Annotated in this window: 12 protein-coding genes and 1 tRNA gene; 5 read left to right on the top strand and 8 right to left on the bottom strand. The window is 69.8% G+C overall.

Features of this window, described 5'->3' with window-relative positions; all coding sequences use genetic code 11:
• Positions 1–138 precede the first annotated feature (138 nt).
• Positions 139–1,827: an FCD domain-containing protein gene (locus tag LXN01_RS00255; protein ID WP_236862534.1), complete on the bottom strand. Its 1,689-nt coding sequence runs from the start codon at positions 1,825–1,827 to the stop codon at positions 139–141.
• Positions 1,828–1,935: 108 nt separating this feature from the next.
• Here LXN01_RS00255 and LXN01_RS00250 point away from each other — a divergent pair, with 108 nt between their 5' ends.
• Positions 1,936–5,574: a bifunctional proline dehydrogenase/L-glutamate gamma-semialdehyde dehydrogenase gene (locus LXN01_RS00250; RefSeq protein WP_236862533.1), complete on the top strand. Its 3,639-nt coding sequence runs from the start codon at positions 1,936–1,938 to the stop codon at positions 5,572–5,574.
• Positions 5,575–5,681: 107 nt separating this feature from the next.
• Here the strand turns inward: LXN01_RS00250 and LXN01_RS00245 are convergent, their stop codons facing one another.
• Positions 5,682–7,205 carry a hypothetical protein gene (locus tag LXN01_RS00245; RefSeq protein WP_236862532.1) on the bottom strand — a complete coding sequence of 508 codons (1,524 nt, stop codon included), beginning with the start codon at positions 7,203–7,205 and terminating at the stop codon, positions 5,682–5,684.
• Positions 7,206–7,568: 363 nt separating this feature from the next.
• Between LXN01_RS00245 and LXN01_RS00240 the strand changes: the two genes are divergently transcribed.
• Positions 7,569–10,418, top strand: coding sequence for an ExeM/NucH family extracellular endonuclease (locus tag LXN01_RS00240; protein WP_236862530.1), 2,850 nt, complete (start codon positions 7,569–7,571; stop codon positions 10,416–10,418).
• A gap of 233 nt (positions 10,419–10,651) precedes the next feature.
• On the opposite strand, the gene LXN01_RS00235 is transcribed toward LXN01_RS00240, so the two are convergent.
• A tRNA-Arg gene (locus tag LXN01_RS00235) sits at positions 10,652–10,724 on the bottom strand.
• 359 nt (positions 10,725–11,083) lie between these two features.
• Between LXN01_RS00235 and LXN01_RS00230 the strand changes: the two genes are divergently transcribed.
• Positions 11,084–12,916, top strand: a complete 1,833-nt coding sequence (locus LXN01_RS00230) for a phosphoenolpyruvate carboxykinase (GTP) (RefSeq protein WP_236862529.1) — start codon at positions 11,084–11,086, stop codon at positions 12,914–12,916.
• 152 nt (positions 12,917–13,068) lie between these two features.
• Here the strand turns inward: LXN01_RS00230 and LXN01_RS00225 are convergent, their stop codons facing one another.
• Entirely contained in the window at positions 13,069–13,386 is a 318-nt protein-coding gene (locus tag LXN01_RS00225; RefSeq protein ID WP_236862528.1) for an XRE family transcriptional regulator, read from the bottom strand.
• A gap of 132 nt (positions 13,387–13,518) precedes the next feature.
• On the opposite strand from LXN01_RS00225, the gene LXN01_RS00220 reads away from it, so the two are divergent.
• Both LXN01_RS00220 and LXN01_RS00215 read left to right on the top strand, forming a co-directional pair.
• Positions 13,519–14,811, top strand: a complete 1,293-nt coding sequence (locus LXN01_RS00220; protein ID WP_236862527.1) for an NRAMP family divalent metal transporter — start codon at positions 13,519–13,521, stop codon at positions 14,809–14,811.
• A gap of 4 nt (positions 14,812–14,815) precedes the next feature.
• Positions 14,816–15,613, top strand: a complete 798-nt coding sequence (locus tag LXN01_RS00215; RefSeq protein ID WP_236863099.1) for a putative hydro-lyase — start codon at positions 14,816–14,818, stop codon at positions 15,611–15,613.
• Positions 15,614–15,695: 82 nt separating this feature from the next.
• Here LXN01_RS00215 and LXN01_RS00210 read toward each other — a convergent pair whose 3' ends face one another.
• From LXN01_RS00210 to LXN01_RS00195, 4 genes are read right to left on the bottom strand one after another with little or no spacing between them, the layout of a single operon-like run.
• The gene (locus tag LXN01_RS00210; protein WP_236862526.1) at positions 15,696–16,361 is read right to left on the bottom strand and encodes a GntR family transcriptional regulator; all 666 of its coding nucleotides are present in this window, start codon (positions 16,359–16,361) and stop codon (positions 15,696–15,698) included.
• Entirely contained in the window at positions 16,351–18,237 is a 1,887-nt protein-coding gene (locus LXN01_RS00205) for an acetyl/propionyl/methylcrotonyl-CoA carboxylase subunit alpha (RefSeq protein ID WP_236862525.1), read from the bottom strand. Before LXN01_RS00205 ends, LXN01_RS00210 begins: the two co-directional genes overlap by 11 nt.
• Positions 18,234–20,006, bottom strand: coding sequence for a 5-oxoprolinase subunit B/C family protein (locus tag LXN01_RS00200; protein WP_236862524.1), 1,773 nt, complete (start codon positions 20,004–20,006; stop codon positions 18,234–18,236). Before LXN01_RS00200 ends, LXN01_RS00205 begins: the two co-directional genes overlap by 4 nt.
• Positions 20,003–20,761 (bottom strand): LamB/YcsF family protein, encoded by a 759-nt coding sequence (locus LXN01_RS00195; protein ID WP_236862523.1) that lies wholly within the window; start codon positions 20,759–20,761, stop codon positions 20,003–20,005. The genes LXN01_RS00200 and LXN01_RS00195 overlap by 4 nt, the downstream gene beginning before the upstream one ends.
• Between the last annotated feature and the right edge of the window lie 79 nt (positions 20,762–20,840).

Raw genomic sequence — 20,840 nt, 5'->3', positions numbered from 1 at the left:
AACAAGTCTGTCCCGAAACAGGCCTGTCCGGAAACAGTTCTGTTGGGGAACAGGTCTGTTCGAGAACAGTTCTAGCAGACGATCCCGCGCTCCGCGCCACCTTCGCTGATCGTCGGGCTCGTGGCTCGGTCACGTGCATCAGCCGGCGGTCAGACGGGTCCACAGCGCCACGTCGAATCCCCGGTGCTGGGCGATTCCCGCCATGTGCCGGACTGCGTTGTCGAGCTTGCCCCGCCATGCCTCCTCGGCGGCCGCGGAATCCCCTGATTCGAGAGCGCGGACGATGCGCCGGTCGTCGAGGACGATGCGCTCGGCGGCAGGGGTGTAGTCGAGGAGCAGCACCGAGATGTACATCCGCAGACGGAGGGTCAGCGACTCGAAGGAGCGTGCGGTCTGCTCCAGCCCCGAGGCACGCGCCAGCTCCTGCTGGAACCGCAGGTCGGCGTCGTCGACCTCGGTGCCCCGGCGGCTCCGGACAACCGTCTCGACGCGGTGCAGCGCCTGCCGCACCGGCACGAGATGACGTCTGGGGCGCGCCGCGAGCGCGCGCAGCAGCACGATGCCGAGTGCCTGGCGTGCAGCGTAGAGGTCGATCACGTCCGCCGCCGTCACGGTCGGGATGCGGACACTTTCGCGCGATCCGTCCAGGAGCTCATCGTCGATCATCCGCCGCAGGGCCGCCTCGATCGCCGCCCGGGGCAGCTCCAGGCGTGAAGCGAGGTGCGAGGCTCGGATCCGATCACCGGCACGGTACCCGGAGTCGATGATCTCCTGGCGCAGCGCGAGGGCGAGCTGCTCCGTCAAGGACAGGTTCTCCCGCGGCAGCCAGCGGGAATCGGGCACCGGGCCTGCCGAGTCAGAACTCTTGAATCCGGTGGACGGCCGATCCGACATCCCGACGGGCCACGCCAGTCGCTCCAGCCCACGGGGCACATCTGACGACAGGGTCCTCAGCAGCGATCCCGGAATGTCGAGCGTCGTGCTCAGCTCCTCGCGCACTTCGGCGAGAAACCCCTCCCAGCCGCTGTGCAGCCTCCACTCGATGGTCCCGCCGAGGTCCGACTCCGCGGGCACCCGGCGCCCCTCCCGGTCGTGGCGCGGCCGCTGCTGCGCGCCCGGGGCGAGCAGGCGGTGCGGGTCGAAGGCGATGACGCGCTCGGCTCGCGACCGTGTCCCGAGCTCCTCGATCATCCGCGGGATCTCGCGGCCGTCGGGATCGCTCGAGCGCTGCTCCCACCGGGCGAGTCCTCCGCTCCGGAGCGCGGACACGACGCCAGCACCGCGACGGCTGAACGACCTCGCCGAGCGGGCCCGCTCCCGCGCGACGTCGTGCCGCAGCCCGGAAGCAGCGGGAAGCTCCGCCGTTCCCACCACGAGGACCGGGAACCAGGCTGCGATGAGCCTGAGTTCGGCGGTCGGAGGGGCGGGCGGGACCGACAGCGACTTCATGGACCGGGCGACGACGCTCTGACTCAGACCGGTGGCGAGCGCAACAGCTCGTGTCGAGTAGTCGGACGAGTCGATCCTCGGCCCGGCCGTCGCCAGCACGGCGGACACGACCTGATCAGCCGTGTCCTGGATCCGAGGCCGCCCCTGTCGCGGGCGGTCCCCCAGGGATTCGCCCACCGCGGCGCGAGCGACCCAGCGCCGCACCGAGGCCACTGAGACGCCCAGGCTCACGGCCACCTCGGCGGGAGCGCTCCCTTCCCGCACTCGAGCACAGGCATTCTCTCTCAGCTCGGTGCTGACACGCCGCCCCGCCATCGGCACCCAACCTCCCCAGGCCTCGAACATCACTTCCGAATCATTGTATGTGGTGTAAGTCACTCGCGCCCTCCCTCCGGCCGGCAGTTCGGAGGACACTGGTCGACAACGGCGCACGCCGTCTCACCGATCGCCGCTGCGAATGCCGGTCCCGCCGTCACGGAGGCTCCCATGCTCGTCAACCCCGGTTCCGCCCGCACCACCGATGAACTGCAGCAGGTCGTCGACACCGCGGTCGCAACCGTCCGCCGCTGGCTGCGGATCTCGGCGGCCTCAGCCGGGCAGAAGAACCACCGGCATCCCTCGGCCGCCCGCCTGGCCGCCGTCCTCTCCGATCCCAACGGGCTCGACTTCACGGTCGGCTTCGTCGATCGGGTCGTGGGCACGGACGACATCCACGCAGCCGCCGAGGCGCTGACCGACATCGCAGAGCTCACCCCGGAGACGATGTCGGCGCTCGACCGTGCTCAGATCCGCGCCGGCGCCGCCCTCGCGCCCGTGCTGCCCCGGATCGTGGTCCCAGCGGCGCGCGCTCGGCTCCGCTCGATGGTCGGGCACATGATCATCGACGCCCGCGACCAACCCTTCGGCGCAGCCGTTGCCCGACTCAGCGCCGACGGGCACCGCCTCAACATCAACCTGCTGGGCGAGGCGGTGCTCGGCGAGGAGGAGGCCGACCGCCATCTGGCAGAGACCCGGCGGCTGCTGGACCGCGACGACGTCGACTATGTGTCGATCAAGGTCTCCTCGATCGCCTCACAGGTGTCGATGTGGGCCTTCGCGGACTCGGTCGAGTACGTGCTCGAGCGGCTGCGCCCGCTCTACCGGGAAGCCGCCCGAGCCGACCGCGGGAGCCGGTTCATCAATCTGGACATGGAGGAGTACGGGGATCTGGAGCTGACGCTGGAGGTATTCATGCGCCTGCTCGCCGAACCGGAGCTGAAGGGTCTGGAAGCGGGGATCGTGCTCCAGGCCTACCTGCCCGACGCGCTGGGGGCGATGCAGCGCCTCGCCGCGTTCGCCGAGCAGCGCGTGGCCGACGGCGGTGCCGGCATCAAGGTCCGGCTGGTCAAGGGTGCCAACCTCGCGATGGAGACCGTGCACGCGGAGATCGCCGGCTGGGAGCCGGCCGTCTGCCCCTCCAAGCAGGCAACCGACGCCAACTACAAGCGCGTGCTGCACTGGCTGTTCACCCCCGAACGGATGCGGGGCCTGCGGATCGGGGTGGCCGGCCACAACCTGTTCGACATCGCCTTCGCCCACGAGCTGTCGAAGATCCGCGAGGTCGCCGACCGCGTCGAGTTCGAGATGCTGCAGGGCATGGCGACGGAGCAGGCGGCAGCCGTCAGCGCCGACGTCGGCCGACTGCTGCTGTACGTGCCCGCCGTTCACCCCAGGGAGTTCGATGTCGCGATCTCCTATCTCGTGAGGCGGCTGGAGGAGAACTCCGCGGATCAGAATTTCATGTCGGGCATCTTCGAGCTCCGCAACGGCAATGCCGTGTTCCGCCGTGAGGAGGACCGGTTCCGCGCCTCGGTCGAGGACCTGGGCGCGATCCTCGTGGCCCAGGGCGAGTCTGCACCGGTCCCGCGCCGCCGGCAGGACCGCAGCGCACCCTGCACGTCGAACGCACGACTGGGCGAATTCGTCAACGAGCCCGACACCGACCCGTCCCTGCCCGCCAATCAGCGGTGGGCGGCGGCACTCATCACCGAGGCCTTCACTCCGGGCTGGCTCGACACTCGGCCCACCCCCGCACCGCTCCCCTCGCCCGAGGCGGTCGATGCCGCAGTGACCACCGGGCGCGAGGCGGCCGCCGCCTGGCGAGCGCTCGGCGCCCGGGCGCGCGGGGAGATCCTCATGCGCGCCGCGGACGTCTTCGCCGCCCGCCGCGGGGAGTTCCTGGCCACGATGGCCGTCGAGGCCGGCAAGACGCTTGCCCAGTCCGACCCGGAGGTGTCCGAGGCGATCGACTTCATCCGCTACTACGCCGGCCAGGCCCTCGAGCTGGAGGCGATTCCCGGAGCGGAGTTCACCCCCGATGCGCTGGTTCTGGTCACCCCGCCGTGGAACTTCCCTGTCGCGATCCCGACCGGCTCCACGGTCTCCGCCCTGGCGGTGGGCGCCTCGGTGATCCACAAGCCCTCTTCGCCCACCCCGCACTGCTCGGCGCTCCTCGTCGACTGCCTGTGGCAGGCCGGAGTGCCGCGCGCGGTGCTGCAGCTGGTCAAGCCCACCGAGGGAGCGATCGGCCGGGCGCTGGTGGCCCATCCCGGAGTCGATCGAGTGGTGCTCACGGGCGCCTCGGAGACGGCGAAGCTGTTCGCCCGGTTCAACCCCGGACTGCGCATCAGCGCCGAGACCTCCGGCAAGAACGCCATGGTCATCACCCCCGCAGCCGACCGTGACCTGGCGATGACCGAGCTCGTCCAGTCCGCATTCGGTCACGCCGGGCAGAAGTGCTCAGCGGCGTCGCTGGCGATCATGGTCGGCTCCGTCTACGACTCCCCGCGCTTCCGCAGGCAGCTGGTCGACGCGGCGTCCTCCCTCGTCGTCGACTGGCCGCAGAACTTGTCAGCTACGGTCGGCCCTCTGACCGAACAGCCCTCCGACAAGCTGCACCGAGCGCTGACGACGCTCGAGCCGGGCGAGAGCTGGTTGGTCGAACCGCGGCAGCTCGATGACTCCGGCCGGCTGTGGTCCCCGGGCATCAAGGACGGTGTGCAGCCGGGCTCCTTCTTCCACCTCACCGAATGCTTCGGACCCGTGCTCGGACTGATGCGAGCGGACTCACTGGCGGAGGCGATCCGGCTGCAGAACCAGGTCGACTTCGGGCTGACAGCCGGCATCCAATCGCTCGACACCCGGGAGGTCGCCGCCTGGCTCGACCAGGTGCAGGCCGGCAACGTCTACGTCAACCGCGGCATCACCGGCGCGATCGTGCGCCGTCAGCCCTTCGGCGGCTGGAAGAAATCCTCGGTCGGGCTCGGATCGAAGGCGGGCGGGCCGAACTACCTCATGCAGTTCGGCACGTGGGCCGACGCTCCCCGCCAGGGCAAAGGGTCTCACGACGCCGAGGCGGCGGCCGGCAGCGAGGCGGCCGGCGGCCGGACCGCCGAATCCCCGGCGGGGTGGCTCGAGCGGGCGGCAGCCGACGACATCGCCGTGCATCGCGAGGTCTTCGGCAGGCCGGCGGATCCGACCGGACTGCGCGCCGAAGCCAACATCTTCCGCTGCCGGCCGCGCCCGGTGACGGTGCGCGTCACCGCCGACGCCTCGCCCCACGCCGTGACGCGCACCGCCCACGCGGCCGAGGTGATGGGGGCTCCTCTGCGCTACTCGCTGGCGCCCGACGTTCCCATCGAGGTGCGCGACGCCGCGGAGGCGGCAGCCGACGCCCAACACGCGCCGGCGTCGGGGGAACCGGCAGCGGACGCACAGTCCGCGGCTCGTGAGGTTTCACAGTCCGCGGCTCGTGAGGCCCAGCCGACCACGGAGACCGCCGCGGAGTTCGCGGCCCGGGTGGAGCGCGGCGACTGCGACGACATGGTTGGCGCCCGCATCCGCGTCATCGGGCGGGCCGAACCGGAGCTCAGGACGGCCGCGGCAGCGCGCCCCGAGGTCACCGTCATCGATGACCCGGTGACCGCCTCGGGCCGGGTGGAGATGCGGTACTTCGTGCTGGAGCAGGCGATCTCCATGACCCTGCATCGGTTCGGCAATCCCAGCCGCGACTTCCATCGGCTCGCCGAGGAGCTCTGCCCCGGCCGGCGCGCCCACCTGGCGGAGTATGACCACCTGACGGAGTGAGCCCACCTGACGGAGTGAGCCGCGCCGAGGAGCTCTGCCCCGGCCGGCGCGCCCACCTGGCGGAGTAAGCCCCGCCGCCGCTCGGTGGTCCGGCCGACGCGCCGCCGCTACTGGTACGACACGAACCACGGGCGCGGCTCGACCTCGTAGGTCTGCTCCGGGGTGAAGGTCGGTGTGTCCTCGTCGTAGAAGTTCTTCCACGCCATCCGGATCCCCTCGGGCAGTCCCTCCTGCAGGGCGTTCCATGTGCCCATCTTCAGGTCGGGCGTGCCGTGGCCGTCGGCGTGCAGCAGCATGGCCAGCTCGGGATGGGACGTGTCGACGTCCTGTCGATCGGTGATCATGCCGTGTGAGAACTGATGGAGGATGAACACCTTCTGCGGCAGGCCGTTCTCCGCAGTCAGCTGGGCCAGCCAGTCCGCGGTCTCGTTGATCTCGGCCGCGGGCACCGATCCGATCTGCGCCATGTGCCGCTGCCCGGGCTTCAGCCGCCACTCGGGATCCAGCGCCAGGCCGACGTGCGGTTCCCTGAGCAGATCCTCGTACAGCTTCGCCTGGGTGAGGAAGTCCGTGTGCCCGGGCTGCAGGTCGAGCACCACGTAGACGCCGGCCTCTCCCGCGGCGTCCACCCATTCCCTGATCAGCTCCGCGTCGAGCTCGGTCGAGTAGTTGCCGTCCGGCCCGGGCGAGGCCGAGGCGACAGTGGTGATGATCTCGAATGCCGGCACCACCGGCACCTCGGAGTGCGGCTCGTAGTCCTCGGCCAGTTCCGTGACGCGCTCGATCGTCGATTCGAGGTCCTGCTCGCCGAGGATCCCCAGGGACGGGACTCCCGGCGAGCCGTACGCAGCGACCATCCGCCGGCCGGGGAACGCCACCTGGCCGCCGCCGGGCAGCTCCGGCACCGTGAGCGCGGTCTGGACGTTGCCCGCGAACTCCTCTGCGCTGCCGAACCCCGCGCCGACTGCGAGCAGTCCGCCGGTGCCCGAACCGTCCTCGCCGAGCGCATCGCGGGTGGCGGCGACGGTGTCGCCGTTGAAGCGCGGGTCGCCGCCGGACACCTCGACGACCGTGCCGCCGGCCGCCTCGACGTTGGCCATGGCAACCGCCTGAGCGGCTGCCGGGTCGTCCGGGTCGACGAATGCCGAGGCGCCGGCGGGCTCCTCATCGACAGCCACCTCTGGCAGGGAGTCTGCCGCATCGTCCGAGGCGGGATCGACTTCGATGACCTCCCGGCCCTCGGCGAGCTCCCCGAGGTCGGTGCCGGCGGCCGTCACCAGGATGTCGGCACCTAGGCGGTCGAGCTCCTCGGTGACTGCGGAGTCCGTGCCCACCAGCAGCGGCAGCCGGGCTTCGGCACTGAGGCTGCCGAGCGCCTCGGCGGAGTCGGCGGCGGCGACGACGGCGACGTCGGCGGATTCGAAGAGGGCCGAGCTCGTGGCGAGGGCCGTGGCCGTCGGGTCGTCACCCTCGATCACCTCGGAGGCGGGTGCCTCATCGACGAACTCCACCCGATGGTCCTGCCCGCCGGGCGAGCAGGCCGCGATTCCCGCCAGCAGCACCACAGCCGAAGATGCCGCCGTGATGCGCCGCCTGGCGGATCGTGTTCGTCGTGCGTGCAGTGCGTGCACCGAGACCTCCACTCGTGTGGCCGACAATCGTCGGCCGGTTCGCCGGGACCGCAGCCGGCGCGTTCACTGAACCGCAGCCCGGCCGATTGCTGAAATCACCACCGTCGACCGACCGTTTCCCGCAGGCCGGCTTGTCGGATGACAATCCCGCTCAGTGTAGACGGGCACGGGGTGCCGGCGCGCGCTGCGCCCCGCCGCTCGGTCCTCCGGCACCTCGTTCCGTTGGCCCGGAATTCAACTTCTATTGCGCAACGGGAAACCCCAGCTGTGCGTTCGCTGAGTACGGTTCTCACCATTGCCCCGAGGATGCCCGCCCCGGCGCGCCATCCCCGGCAACCACGACCGAACCGAACAAGGAGTCCCATGCGCTCACTCTCCCTCCCGGGCAGGAGGACGGCCGCAGGCGCCCTCGCCGCCGCCGTCACACTGTCCCTGACCGTCCTCCCCGGGTTCAGCCCCGCGCTGGCCGCAGGCCCGACGGAGATCTCCGAGATCGCCTACGCGGGCCCCGACGACACCGATTTCATCGAGGTCAAGGCCGAACCGGGAGTCGACCTGTCGGGCTACGTCGTCGGCTCGGTGACGCGCGGCGGCAGCCCGCAGTCACCGGATCACTGGACGACCCTGCCGGCAGGCTCGGTCGTCGACGAGTCCGGCGTGCTCGTCGTGGAGCTGCCGATCACCAACTCGGTCAACACCGGCTCGCGCGCCGACGGCAGCTACGGCTCCTCGGTCTTCCTCATTGACGCAGCGGGAACTGTCGTCGACTTCGACCAGATCGGCGGAGTCGTCGGCGGGCGGGGAGTCACCGCGGAGTCCGGCGGCACGGTGCCGGAGGCGCTGCGCGGGCAGACGGCCACCCCCACCGGTGCCACCGCCCCGAACGGCCAGTCGATCGCCTGGACCGACGGCTCCTGGACTGCCGGCGACCCCACCCCGGGAATCGCGAATGATGCGGACGCTCCTGCCGACCCGGGCGATCCGGACCCGGACGCTCCGGGAGAACCGGCCCCGGTCGACCCAGCCGACGTCACTCCCATCGCCGACATCCAGGGCACCAGCGCGGAGAGCCCACTGGCAGGACAGGACGTGACCACCCGCGGTGTCGTCACCGCCGCCTACCCGACCGGCGGCCTCAACGGCTACTTCGTGCAGACCGCAGGCACCGGCGGGGACGCGCACGCAGACGAGGACGCCTCGCACGGGATCTTCGTGTACTCGCGGGACACGGCGGATGAGGTGCGGATCGGCGACCACGTCGAACTCACCGGTCGGGTCTCCGAGTACTACGAGCAGACCCAGCTCACCGTCGCCGCCGAAGGGCTCCGCCACCTGGAGGAACCCGCCGAGGCGCCCAAGCCGGTCGAGGGTGTCCTGCCCGACGGTGACGATGCGCGCGAATCCCTCGAAGGCATGCTCCTGCATCCCGCCGGACCGATCACGGTGACCGACACGTACCCCACCAACCGCTACGGCGAGCTCGGGCTCGCCAACGGCACCGAGACGCTGGTCCAGCCCACCGACGTCCACCGGCCGGGCACGGACGAGGCCGAGGCGCTGGCCGCCTCGAATGCCGAGCGCGGCTACCTGCTCGACGACGGCTCCACCGGCGACTACACCCGCGGCGCCTCGGACGTGCCGCTGCCGTACGTGTCGACCGAGGACCCGGTGCGCGTGGGAGCGCCCGCGACCTTCACCTCGCCGGTAGTGCTCGGGTTCGGGTTCGACTCCTGGCGGCTGCAGCCGCTCACCCACCTCACCGGCGAGAACGCCGGAGAGGTCCAGCCGGTGACGTTCGAGAACACTCGCGAGGATGCTCCTCGCGAGGTGGGCGGCAACGTGAGCGTCGCCAGTTTCAATGTGCTCAACTACTTCATCACGCTCGGCGAGGACGAGGAGGGCTGCGACTACTACGAGGACCGCGAGGGCAATCCGACGACCGCGAACTCCTGCGACGTGCGCGGGGCCTACGACCAGGCGAGCTTCGACCGGCAGTGGCCGAAGATCGTCGCCGCGATCAACGCCCTGGACGCCTCCGTCGTCTCCCTGGAGGAGATCGAGAACTCTGCGCGGTTCGGCAAGGACCGGGATGCCGCAGTGCTGGATCTGGTCGAGAAGCTCAACGCCGAGGCCGGCACCGAGAAGTGGGCGTTCGCCGAATCGCCGGAGGAGCTGCCCACCTACGGCGAGGACGCAATCCGCACGGCCTTCATCTACCAGCCCTCCGAGGTCGAGACCGTCGGCGAATCCGAGCTGCTGGATGACATCGCCTTCGACAACGCACGTGCGCCGCTCGCCCAGGCGTTCGCTCCGGCGAACGGCGCCGAGGACTCGACCTTCGTCGCAATCGTCAACCATTTCAAGTCCAAGGGCTCCGGCGAAGGGCCGGGCAACGTGGACTCGGGCGACGGGCAGGGGCACTCGAATGCGGACCGTGTGTCACAGGCGGAGGCGCTCGTCGATTTCGCTGATGCGCAGCAGTCCGAGCACGACACGGACAGTGTCTTCCTCCTCGGCGACCTCAACTCCTACACCGAAGAGGACCCGATGCACGTCCTCTACGAGGCCGGCTACCGCAACATCGGCAAGGAGATGACTGACGAGAGCACCTACCTGTTCGACGGCCTGACCGGCAGCCTCGACCACGCCCTGGCGACCGAGGCGCTGTTCGACGACATCACCGGGGCAGACATCTGGAACATCAACTCCGTGGAGTCGATCGGACTCGAGTACAGCCGGTTCAACAGCAACGTGACGAACCTGCATGACGAGAGCCCTTTCCGCTCCTCCGACCACGACCCGCTGCTCGTCGGCGTCGACCTGCCGGTGGCGGAAGACGACGAGGCGCCGGGTGAGGACGAGGCGCCCGGTGAGGACGAAGCGCCGGGTGAGGACGAAGCGCCGACCGGTGACGATGACACCGGTGAGGACGAAGCCGGTGACGATGGCGCCGGTGACGGTCGGACCGACGGCGAGGGTGCCAGTGACGACGGCACCGACGATCAGTCACCCGGCAAGGGGAATGACTCCGACCGCGACGAATCCGACAAGGGCGCCTCGGGCGGCGATCGGTCCGACAACAGCGCCTCCGGCGGCAGCGAGAGTGGAAGCCTGCCGCGCACGGGCGTGGCAATGACAGGACTCGCCGTCACCGGCCTCCTGCTGCTCCTCGGCGGAGCGGCAGCCGTGCTGATGGGCAGAGCGCGACGGTAGTTCCCCGGGGCCGGTGGTCCCCCGGGACTGTGTTCGCAGGGCGCCTCGAGATGACTCGAGGCGCCCTGCGCAGCATTTCGATGCGCCCCGCACAGAGACTTCAGGCCCTCTGGACAGCTCCCGGTCTGGACAGCGATTCCCGGTGCCCCGCGCAGTGGACTGTGGTGCATCCGGAATCGGGAACCGAAAAGGCCCTCGTTCAGCTTTTCGCTGGCGAGGGCCTTTTCCTGATGTGCGCCACGAGGGATTCGAACCCCCAACCTTCTGATCCGTAGTCAGATGCTCTATCCGTTGAGCTAGTGGCGCAGGTCGCGATGACCGAATCAACTATACACAGGTCCCAACCGATTCAAAAATCGCTCGGCAGGACCTCCGCGAGGCCTCCCCAAGCCTCGGCCCGCAGCCAAAGCGGCTGAACCGCAAGGCATAGAATCGAAACGGAATCTCCGACTCGACAGTCGTGACAAGACTCGTCTCTCATATGGTAAAAGCCGTCATTCAAATGACGTAGCCCGTTCACTACTTCTGAGTTTGTGAGTCAATGCACAGGAGTGCGCCGTGGCTTTTCGCGCATCCGGCGCTTCCGAACTTCCTACGGTTGAAGCATCAGTTTTTCCCTGTCAGCAGCATCGACGGGAAGATCCCCGAAAACCTAGGAGAAGTCCATGACCGTCCTCGACCGTGGCTCTGTCGATGACCAGCTCAAGACTGCACCGACCTCGAACGCGAAGGTGCTCAAGTTCGTCCGCGAGATCGCGGAGCTGACCACCCCTGACCGCATCGAATGGGTCACTGGCGAAGACGATCAGCGACAGGCAATCGCCGACCAGCTGGTCGAAGCCGGCACACTGGTGAAGCTGAGCAAGAAGAAGGACTCCTACTATGCGGCCTCCGACCCCGAGGATGTTGCTCGCGTCGAGGACCGGACGTTCATCTGCTCGAAGGAGGAGGCCGACGCCGGCCCTCTGAACAACTGGATGGACCCGCAGGAGATGAAGGGGATTCTGGACGGCCTCTTCGCCGGCGCGATGAAGGGCCGGACGATGTACGTCATCCCGTTCGTCATGGGCCACATCGATGCGAAGGACCCGAAGTTCGGCATCGAGATCACCGACTCCCCCTACGTGGTGCTGTCCATGCTCATCATGGCCCGCTGCGGCAACCAGGTGCTCGAGGCGATCGACGCCAACGGCGGCGAATTCGTCGACTGCGTCCACTCCGTGGGCGCCCCGCTCGAGGAGGGCGACACGGACGTGCCGTGGCCGCACAACTCCACCAAGTACATCACCCACTTCCCCGAAGAGCGTGCGATCTGGTCGTTCGGCTCCGGCTACGGCGGCAATGCCCTGCTGGGCAAGAAGTGCTACGCCCTGCGTATCGCCTCGGCCATGGCACGCGATGAGGGCTGGCTGGCCGAGCACATGGTCATCCTCAAGCTCACCAACCCCGAGGGCGAGTCGAAGTTCATCGCCGCCGCGTTCCCGAGCGGCTGCGGCAAGACCAACCTGGCCATGATCGAGCCGACGATCCCCGGCTGGAAGGCCGAGACCCTCGGTGACGACATCGCGTGGATGCGCTTCGGCGAGGACGGCCGCCTCTACGCCGTCAACCCCGAGTTCGGACTGTTCGGTGTTGCGCCGGGCACCGGATACCACACCAACCCGACCGCGATGGCGGCTGTCGAGGCCGGCAGCAACATCTTCACCAACGTGGCGCTCACCGACGACGGCGACATCTGGTGGGAGGGAATGACCGAGGATGAGCCGGCTCACCTGACCGACTGGCGCGGCAACGATTGGACTCCGGAATCGGAGAACACGGCCGCGCACCCGAACTCGCGCTTCTGCACCCCGCTGGAGAACGTGCCGACGCTCGCCCCGGAGTGGCAGAACCCGGACGGCGTGCCGATCTCGGCGATCCTGTTCGGCGGCCGTCGCAAGACGACCATGCCCCTGGTGACCCAGACCTCCGACTGGAACCACGGCGTCTTCATGGGCTCGATCCTGTCCTCGGAGACCACCGCCGCCGCCACCGGCAAGGTCGGCGTCGTCCGCCGCGACCCGATGGCGATGCGTCCGTTCATCGGCTACAACGTCGGCGACTACCTCCAGCACTGGCTCGACATCGGACAGACCGAGGGTGCGCAGCTGCCGAAGATCTTCTACGTCAACTGGTTCCGCCGCGACGAGGACAACTCCTTCCTGTGGCCGGGCTTCACCGAGAACTCGCGCGTTCTCAAGTGGGTCTTCGAACGCGTCGACGGCACGACCGAGGCAGTCGAGACCCCACTCGGCATGACTCCCGCAGAGGGGGCTCTCGACCTCGACGGCCTCGACGTCACTCCGGAGCAGCTCCAGAAGGCGCTGGCGATCAAGCCGCAGGAGTGGGCCGACGAGATCGAGTCCATCGAAGAGTGGTACGAGCAGCTCGGCGACCACGTTCCCGAGGCGCTCCGCACCGAGGTCGACCAGCTGCGCCGGCGGCTCGGCCTGGCCTGACCCTACGGCCGGACACGACCGAAGCGGGCACCATCCTTGAGCCGGGGTGGTGCCCGCTTCTCCATTCATCGCTCAGGGCATCCGATCGCCCATCTCCTGCGCTCGGCGCAAAGCGAGCGCCGAGCGTCGAGCGTGTTCCGAGCGTCGAGCTCTCAGACGTCGTCCTCGTACGCCGGGCCGCCTTCGTTCTCCCAGCGGTTGAGCGAGCGCACCTTGCTCCGGTTGAACTTCAGGCGCACGCCGCAGCCGCCCTCGTCATCCTCCGGAATGAAGACCGCGCCGTAGGCTTCGAGGACTTCGCGCAGTCGGCCGTTCTGCGCGGGATCGATATCACTCAGGCCGTATTCGAAGCCGCGCAGCGCTGAGGTCTCCACGCCGATCTCGCCGGCGAGGTATTCGGGTGAGATCTGCACCAGCGTTCGAGCTGCTCGTGCCTGTTCAGGGGTGATGAGGGACTCGTCTGTAGTCATGTTCCCCAGCATGCCAGAAATGCCGGCGACCCTCTCGTCCGCTCGCAGGCCGACCTGCGGCGCCGGAGGAGGACCCTTTACACGTTGTTGAACAATCCTTACAGTGATGGGCACCACGGTGAAAGGCTGATCATGAACGACACCGGCTCATCCAGCCCATCCAGCTCATCCGGCTCTTCCGACGCCCAGCACAGTCGCACCTCGGGCGGCGGCACTCAGGGGGCGTCGACCCTGCGCTCGGACCGCGCCCGGCGCACCGCTGTGCTGGGCGCGATGTTCCTCATGGCGACCAGCTCGATCGGCCCGGGGTTCATCACCCAGACCAGCGTGTTCACCGTCCAGCTCGGAGCGGCCTTCGCGTTCGCGATCCTCGTGTCGATCCTCGTCGACATCGCCATTCAGCTCAATGTGTGGCGGGTGCTGGGCGTCTCGGGAATGCGCGCGAACGAGCTCGGCAACACGGTGCTTCCCGGTCTGGGCTGGGTGCTGGCCGCATTCGTGTTCATCGGCGGCATGATCTTCAACATCGGCAACATCGGCGGCACGGGGCTCGGGCTCAACGCGATGGTCGGCCTGGACCCGCGCATCGGCGGCGCGATCTCCGCCGCAATCGCCGTCCTCGTCTTCCTGTCGAAGCGCGCCGGACTCGCCCTCGACCGGATCGTCGTGCTGCTCGGCGCGCTCATGATCCTGCTGATGATCTACGTCGCCGTCGTCTCGCAGCCGCCGATCGGCGAGGCGCTGAAGAACACCGTGATGCCGGAGCAGGTCGACTTCCTCGTCATCACCACCCTGATCGGCGGCACGGTCGGCGGCTACATCACCTTCGCCGGCGGCCATCGTCTCATCGACTCCGGCATCACGAGTCCGGGGAACGTCCGCGTGATCACCGAGGCGTCCGTGCTCGGCATCATCGTCACCGGCGTGATGCGCGTGCTCCTCTTCCTCGCGATCCTCGGCGTCGTCGCCGGCGGCGTCACCCTCGCCGGGGACAACATCGCCGCCGACGCGTTCCAGGCCGCCGCCGGTGACATCGGCCTGCGGGTCTTCGGCGTCGTCCTGTGGGCGGCCGGGCTCACCTCGGTGATCGGCGCCTCGTACACCTCGATCACCTTCATCACCAGGCAGACGGCCTCACGCCGGCTGCGCGGCGGACTCACCGTCGCGTTCATCGTGGTGTGCACCGTCCTGTTCCTGACGCTCAATCAGGCACCCCAGACCCTGCTGATCTTCGCAGGCGCAGTCAACGGACTGATCCTGCCCATCGGCTTCGCCCTGGTCCTGTGGGTCGCGTGGACTCGCCGGGACCTGCTGCAGGGCTACAGATATCCCAAGTGGCTGGCGATCATCGGCACCATCACCTGGCTGCTGACGATCTACCTCGGGTGGAATTCGCTCGCCGGCATCGCCGCCCTCTGGAGCTGACATGATGACGCACCCGCCGGCGGATCCCGGTGCTCTCTCCCCTGCCGAGGCGCGGGCCCTGTTCCGAGGCGGGCTCGTCCGGCCGACATCCGGCTTCAGCCGGGGCTTCGCCCAGGCCAACCTCCTCGCCGTCCCCGAGGACTGCGCATTCGACTTCCTGCTGTTCGCGCAGCGCAACCCCAAGTCCTGTCCGGTGCTCGGCGTGCTCGAGTCGGGGCAGCTCGAATCCGAGCTGCTCGCCGGCGGGGACATCCGCACCGACGTGCCGCTCTATCGCGTGTATCGCGATGGCGCACTCACCGAGGAGACGCCCGACGTGCGCCCGCACTGGCGCGAGGATCTGGTGGCGTTCCTCATCGGCTGCTCATTCACCTTCGAGTCGGCGCTGGTCGACAACGGGATCGCGGTCGCCCACATCGAGCAGGGCGTGAACGTCCCGATGTATCGCACCGCGCTGCCGGCCGAGCGCGCCGGCCGGTTCTCCGGACCGCTCGTGGTGTCCATGCGCCCGATCGCCGCGGACCGTGTCGCCGACGCCGTGCGCATCACCTCCCGCTATCCGGCGGTGCACGGCGCCCCGGTCCACATCGGCGACCCGGCGGCATTGGGCATCGCGGATCTGATGACTCCCGATTTCGGCACTCCCGTGGACGTGGCGCCGGGGACGATCCCGGTGTTCTGGGCCTGCGGCGTCACACCCCAGGCCGCGGTCATGGAGTCCAAGCCGCCCCTGGCCATCGCCCACGCCCCGGGTCACATGCTCGTCACCGATGCGCGGGATCTCGAGTACCAGGTGCCCTGACCCGTACCCTGAAGATCGACGATCCGCCGCACAGCCGCCGATCCGACGCACAGCCCCGATGATCCCATGACCGGCTCCGCGATCAGTCGAAGATTCGGACCAGCTCCCGCCCTGTGCACTCGATCGACCTGCGCAGCCGGTCCGCGGCTTCTTCCGTCCTGCCCTCGGCGAGCAGCTCGACGACCGCGCGGTTCTCGTCGACGAAGGGGCCGTGGAACTCCGGCTCGCGCTCCAGCACCCGCACGAAGACCAGCCGCATCCGGGCGAGCAGCCGCTCCATCGTCTCGTCGAGGGTCGGCGAGCCCACCCCGGCGACGACCCGCCGGTGGAACTCCTGGTTGGCGTCGGCGACAGCCGAGTCATCTCCCCGGGCACGGGCCGCCTCGGCGACGGCGACCACCTCGGCCAGCCGCGGGAGATCGCGCTGGGACCCCCACAGCAGCGCCGCCGGCTCGAGAGCCGCGCGGGCGCCGTAGATGTCGGTGATGTCGGCGGCGCCGGGCGAGCTGATGAAGACTCCGCGATGAGGGATCCGCAGAATGATGCCGTCCTCGGCCAACGTCGCGAAGGCCTCCCGGAGCGTGTTGCGGGAGATCTGCAGCTCCCCGGCCAACACCTGTTCGTTGAGCTTCTGACCCGGCCGCAGCCGACCGGCGGAGATGCGCGCCCGCACGGCGCCGACGGCGCGCTGGCGCAGGCTCGATGCGTCTTCGGCGGCCTGAGCCGGCACTCCCGACTCAGTGCGCACGGGAGTCGATGGTCGCAAGCTGCTGACCCTGCTCGACAGCGTCGCCGGGAGCCAGCGAGGCCAGGCGGACGATTCCCGGCGCCTCGGCGTTCACCGCCGATTCCATCTTCATCGCCTCGATCACGGCGATCTCCTGCCCCGCGTCGACCTCGGCGCCGTCCTCGACGCTGAACCGCACAAGGGTTCCCGTGTAGCTGCACGTCACCGCGACGCCGTCCGAGGATCCCCCCGAGGCGCCCGCCGCGCCGTCCGAGGATCCCGCCGAGGCGTCCGCCGGGTCCCCCGCACCGGCGGCGCTCCCGGAGCCGGCCGCGGCATTCGCCCCGCCCCCGTCGCCGCTGCCCGGGGCGCCGGCCGGTCCCCCACCTGCCGAGCCGTCCCGGCCGGCCCCGCCCGAGGCGCCGCCTCCCGCGCGGGCGAGCACATCGGCCGGCACCGCGATCTCATGCCGCCGCCCATCGATCTCGATGCTGAATCGTGTCCGCTCCGTGTACTCCTCGGCGGCCTCCGGCACCGCAGCCGCCATCCCCGGCCGGTACTCGGCCTCGATCCAGCCGGTGTGGACATCGAGCGTTCCGCCGGTGAAGTCGGGGTGGCAGACGACATCGCGGTGGAAGGGGATGACGGTGCGGACGCCCTCGATCCGGAGTTCGGCCAAGGCGTCGCGCGCCCGAGCGAGCGCGATGTCACGCGTGTCGCCGTGGACGATGAGTTTGGCGAGCAGCGAGTCGTAGGATCCGGGCACCACCGAACCGCTGCGCACCCCGGAGTCCACCCGGATGCCGGGACCGGTCGGGGCGGCGAACACGGTGACGGTGCCGGGCGCGGGCACGAAGCCGTTGGCGACGTCCTCGGCATTGATCCGGAACTCGAGTGCGTGGCCCACCGGGTCGGGGTCGTCGATCACCGACAGCTTCTCACCCGCGGCGATCCGGAACTGCTCGACGACGATGTCGACGCGGGTGACCGCCTCGGTGACAGGATGTTCGACCTGCACCCTGGTGTTGACCTCGAGGAAGGAGATCGTGCCGTCCTCGGCGAGGAGGAACTCGACGGTTCCGGCGCCGATGTAGCCGGCGCGCTCGCAGATCGCCCGTGATCCGTCGACGATGCTCAGATGCTGCTCCTGAGTGAGGAACGGGGCGGGCGCCTCCTCCACGAGCTTCTGATGCCGCCGCTGCAGAGAGCAGTCACGGGTCCCGAGCACGACGGTGTTGCCGTGGGTGTCGGCGAGCACCTGCGCCTCGACGTGCCGGGGATGCACCAGGAACTTCTCGACGAAGCACTCGCTCCGGCCGAACGCCGCCTGCGACTCCCGCCCCGCCGAGGCGAAGGCCTCCTCGACGTCGGCAATGTCGTGGACGACCTTGAGGCCGCGGCCGCCGCCGCCGAACGCCGCCTTGATGGCGATCGGCACACCGTGCTCCTGCGCGAAGTCGCGTGCCGCCTCCCAGCTCTCGATCGGGTCCTCGGTGCCGGGCGCCAGCGGAGCGCCCACCTCGGCGGCCAGCCGGCGGGCGGCGACCTTGTTGCCCAGCAGGTCGATGGTCTCCGGCTTCGGACCCACCCAGGTCAGGCCCGCGTCGATGACGGCACGGGCGAAATCGGCGTTCTCGGACAGGAACCCGTAGCCGGGATGGACGCAGTCGGCACCGGCGCGGGCCGCGACGTCGAGCAGCGCGGGGATGTTCAGGTAGGTGTCGGCGGCGCTCGTGCCGCGCAGCGCATAGGCCTCGTCCGCGACGGTGGGATGGAAGGCGTCGGCGTCGGCCTCGGAGTAGACCGCGATCGAGCGCAGGCCGAAGTCGCGGGCGGCCCGCGCGATGCGCACGGCGATCTCGCCCCGATTCGCGATGAGCACTGTCGTGATGGTCATGTCCGGTCCTCGGCTTCCTCGTTCGGATGGGAGTCGTGGCTGGTCTCGTCGGTCGGGGCGTCGTCGCCCGTGGCAGATCGGCCGCCGTCCACGGCGGGCGCGTCGTCGACCGCGGCGGGCACGTCGTGGACTGGCAGGAGCGTGCGCGGATCGACGGGCAGGAAGCGCACGGTCGAGCCCGGTGGCAGCTGACCGACGATGTCGAGGTCTTCCGCGACGACCGTCGCGATGACCGGGTAGCCGCCGGTCACCGGATGGTCGGCGAGGAACAGGACCGGATTGCCGTTGGGCGGGACCTGCACGGATCCGGAGATCATGCCCTCGCTCGCGAGCTCCCCGTTGCCGCGGCGCCGGAGCGGTTCGGCATCACCGGACGGGGCCAGGCGCAGCCCGATCCGGTTCGACTGCCCGGTGACCGACCACGTCACCGCGGCGAAGCGCGCACGCTCCGTGGGGTCGAACCATTCCTCGCGGGGACCGGGCACGCACCGGAGCGTGGCCTCGGTCCCGATGATGCGCAGCGGGTTGGGTGCCGACAGCTCGACCGCGCCCACTCCCTTCGGCACCCGCACCTTGAGCCGATCCCCGCTTTGCACCGGCTCCGGGCCCAGCCCGGACAGCACATCGGTGGCGGCCGAGCCGAGCACCTCCCGGGCGGCGAAGCCGCCCCGCGCGGCGACGTAGCTGCGCATCCCGACGCCGGCAGCGCCCACCTGCAGCTCCTCCCCCGCCCTGAGCAGCACGGGGTGCGCCAGCGGATGCGACCGCGGCACGGACGCGGAGGACCGAGGCGCGGACCCGGAGACGGTGAGGGGCGCCTCGGCGCCGGTGACCGCGAGGACGGTGTCGACGAGGGCGCGCAGGCGCAGTCCGCCGACGTTCTCCAACACGGCTGCCGACCGGCCGTTGCCCACCAGTCGGTTGGCGGTCCAGGCCGATGCCCGGTCGACCACGCCGGACGACGCGACGCCGAGGTCACCGAACCCGGGCCGCCCCATGTCCTGGAACAGGGTCTGCAGGCCGGCGTCGACGACGTCGAGCACCGGCCGAGCGGCACTGCCGGCGTCCGCGGAAGCGCGAGCCGGTTCAGCCGCGAACTCGGGTGCCGGGTCGGCCCTGGAGCCGGGTGCCGCCTCGGCGTGGGAGCGCACCGCCCGGTAGCGGACGGTGTCGCCGGGGGTGATTCTGGCCGGCGGCTCGGCGGACTCGTCCCACATCGGCGCCTCGGTCCGGCCGATGAGCTGCCAGCCACCGGGAGTCTCACGCGGATAGACGGCGGAGAAGTGGCCGGCGAGGGCGACCGATCCTGCCGGAACCGCGGTGCGCGGCGAGTCCCTGCGCGCGATGTCCCAGGTGCCGTCGGTGGCAACGCAGTACGTGAAGCCGGGGGCGAAGCCGCCGAACGCGGCCGCCCAGGTCTCCTCCGTATGGCGATCGATGAGCGCCTGCGCCGAGATCCCCAGGGCGTCCGCCACCGCGTCCAGATCCTCACCGTCGTAGACGACGTCGATGACGATCTCGCGACCGCCGGACGGCAGGGACGATTCGGGCGCGAACTCGCTCAGGCGCTCATAGGCGCGTCGCGCCGCGGCCGGCGTCTGCAGGGTGACGAGCAGCGTCTGGGCTGCCGCGATCACGTCGCGCTGGTCCGGCAGCGGATCCGCCGTCAGCGCCGCATGCCAGGCCAGGACGTCCTCGAGGCTGTCGAGATCCACGAGGACGCCCCGCGTTCCGACGCGGTGGAGGGCAGCGGCGCGGGCGGGGCTCATGCGAAGCTGCGGATCTCGATGCCGGCTTCGCGCAGCGCGGCGACGATGCGCCCGGCAAGTTCGACCGAGCCCGGCGAGTCACCATGAATGCACAGCGATTCGGCGCGGATTCGGATCTCGCTCCCGTCGCGGGCGATGAGGGTGCCGCTCTCAGCGATCCTGACCACCCGCTGGGCGACGACGTCGGGATCGGAGACGACCGCATCGGGCTCCCGGCGGGACACGAGGGTGCCGTCGGGGGTGTACTGGCGGTCGGCGAATGCCTCACGGACTGTCCGGAGGCCGGCGCGCTCGGCGATCTCGATCGCGACCGCACCCGGGGGCAGCAGGACCGGAAGGTCTCCGCTGAAGGCCTTGATGCCGTCGATGACCGCGCGTGCCTGCTCCTCGTGGTGGACGATCGCGTTGTAGAGGGCGCCGTGCGGCTTGACGTAGCTGACCCGGGTTCCCTTGGCCCGCGCCAGCGCGTCGAGCGCGCCGATCTGGTAGAGCACCTCGTCGGCGAGCTCGTCTGGCGCGTAGTCGATGAAGCGGCGACCGAAGCCGGAGATGTCGCGATAGCCCGGGTGGGCTCCCACGCTGACTCCGCGCCTGGCAGCGGCCTCCACGGTCTTGGCGATCTCGTGCGGGTCGCCCGCATGGAATCCGCAGGCCACGTTCGCGCTCGACACGAGTTCGATGATGGCGGCGTCATCGCTGACGGGGTTCCCGGCTGTCGTCTCGCCCAGATCCGAGTTCACGTCGATGGTGACCATGTCCGTCGATCCCTCCCCAAGGATTGTTGAACAATCCTAGCACTCGACGCCGCCCGGGTGAAGTGGCTCACAGGGCTAG

It is taken from the genome of Brevibacterium daeguense (assembly GCF_021729135.1).
In the GTDB taxonomy this organism is placed as follows: domain Bacteria; phylum Actinomycetota; class Actinomycetes; order Actinomycetales; family Brevibacteriaceae; genus Brevibacterium; species Brevibacterium daeguense.
The sequence above is the reverse complement of the archived record's forward strand: the minus strand, read 5'-3'. Positions and strand labels throughout refer to the sequence as shown.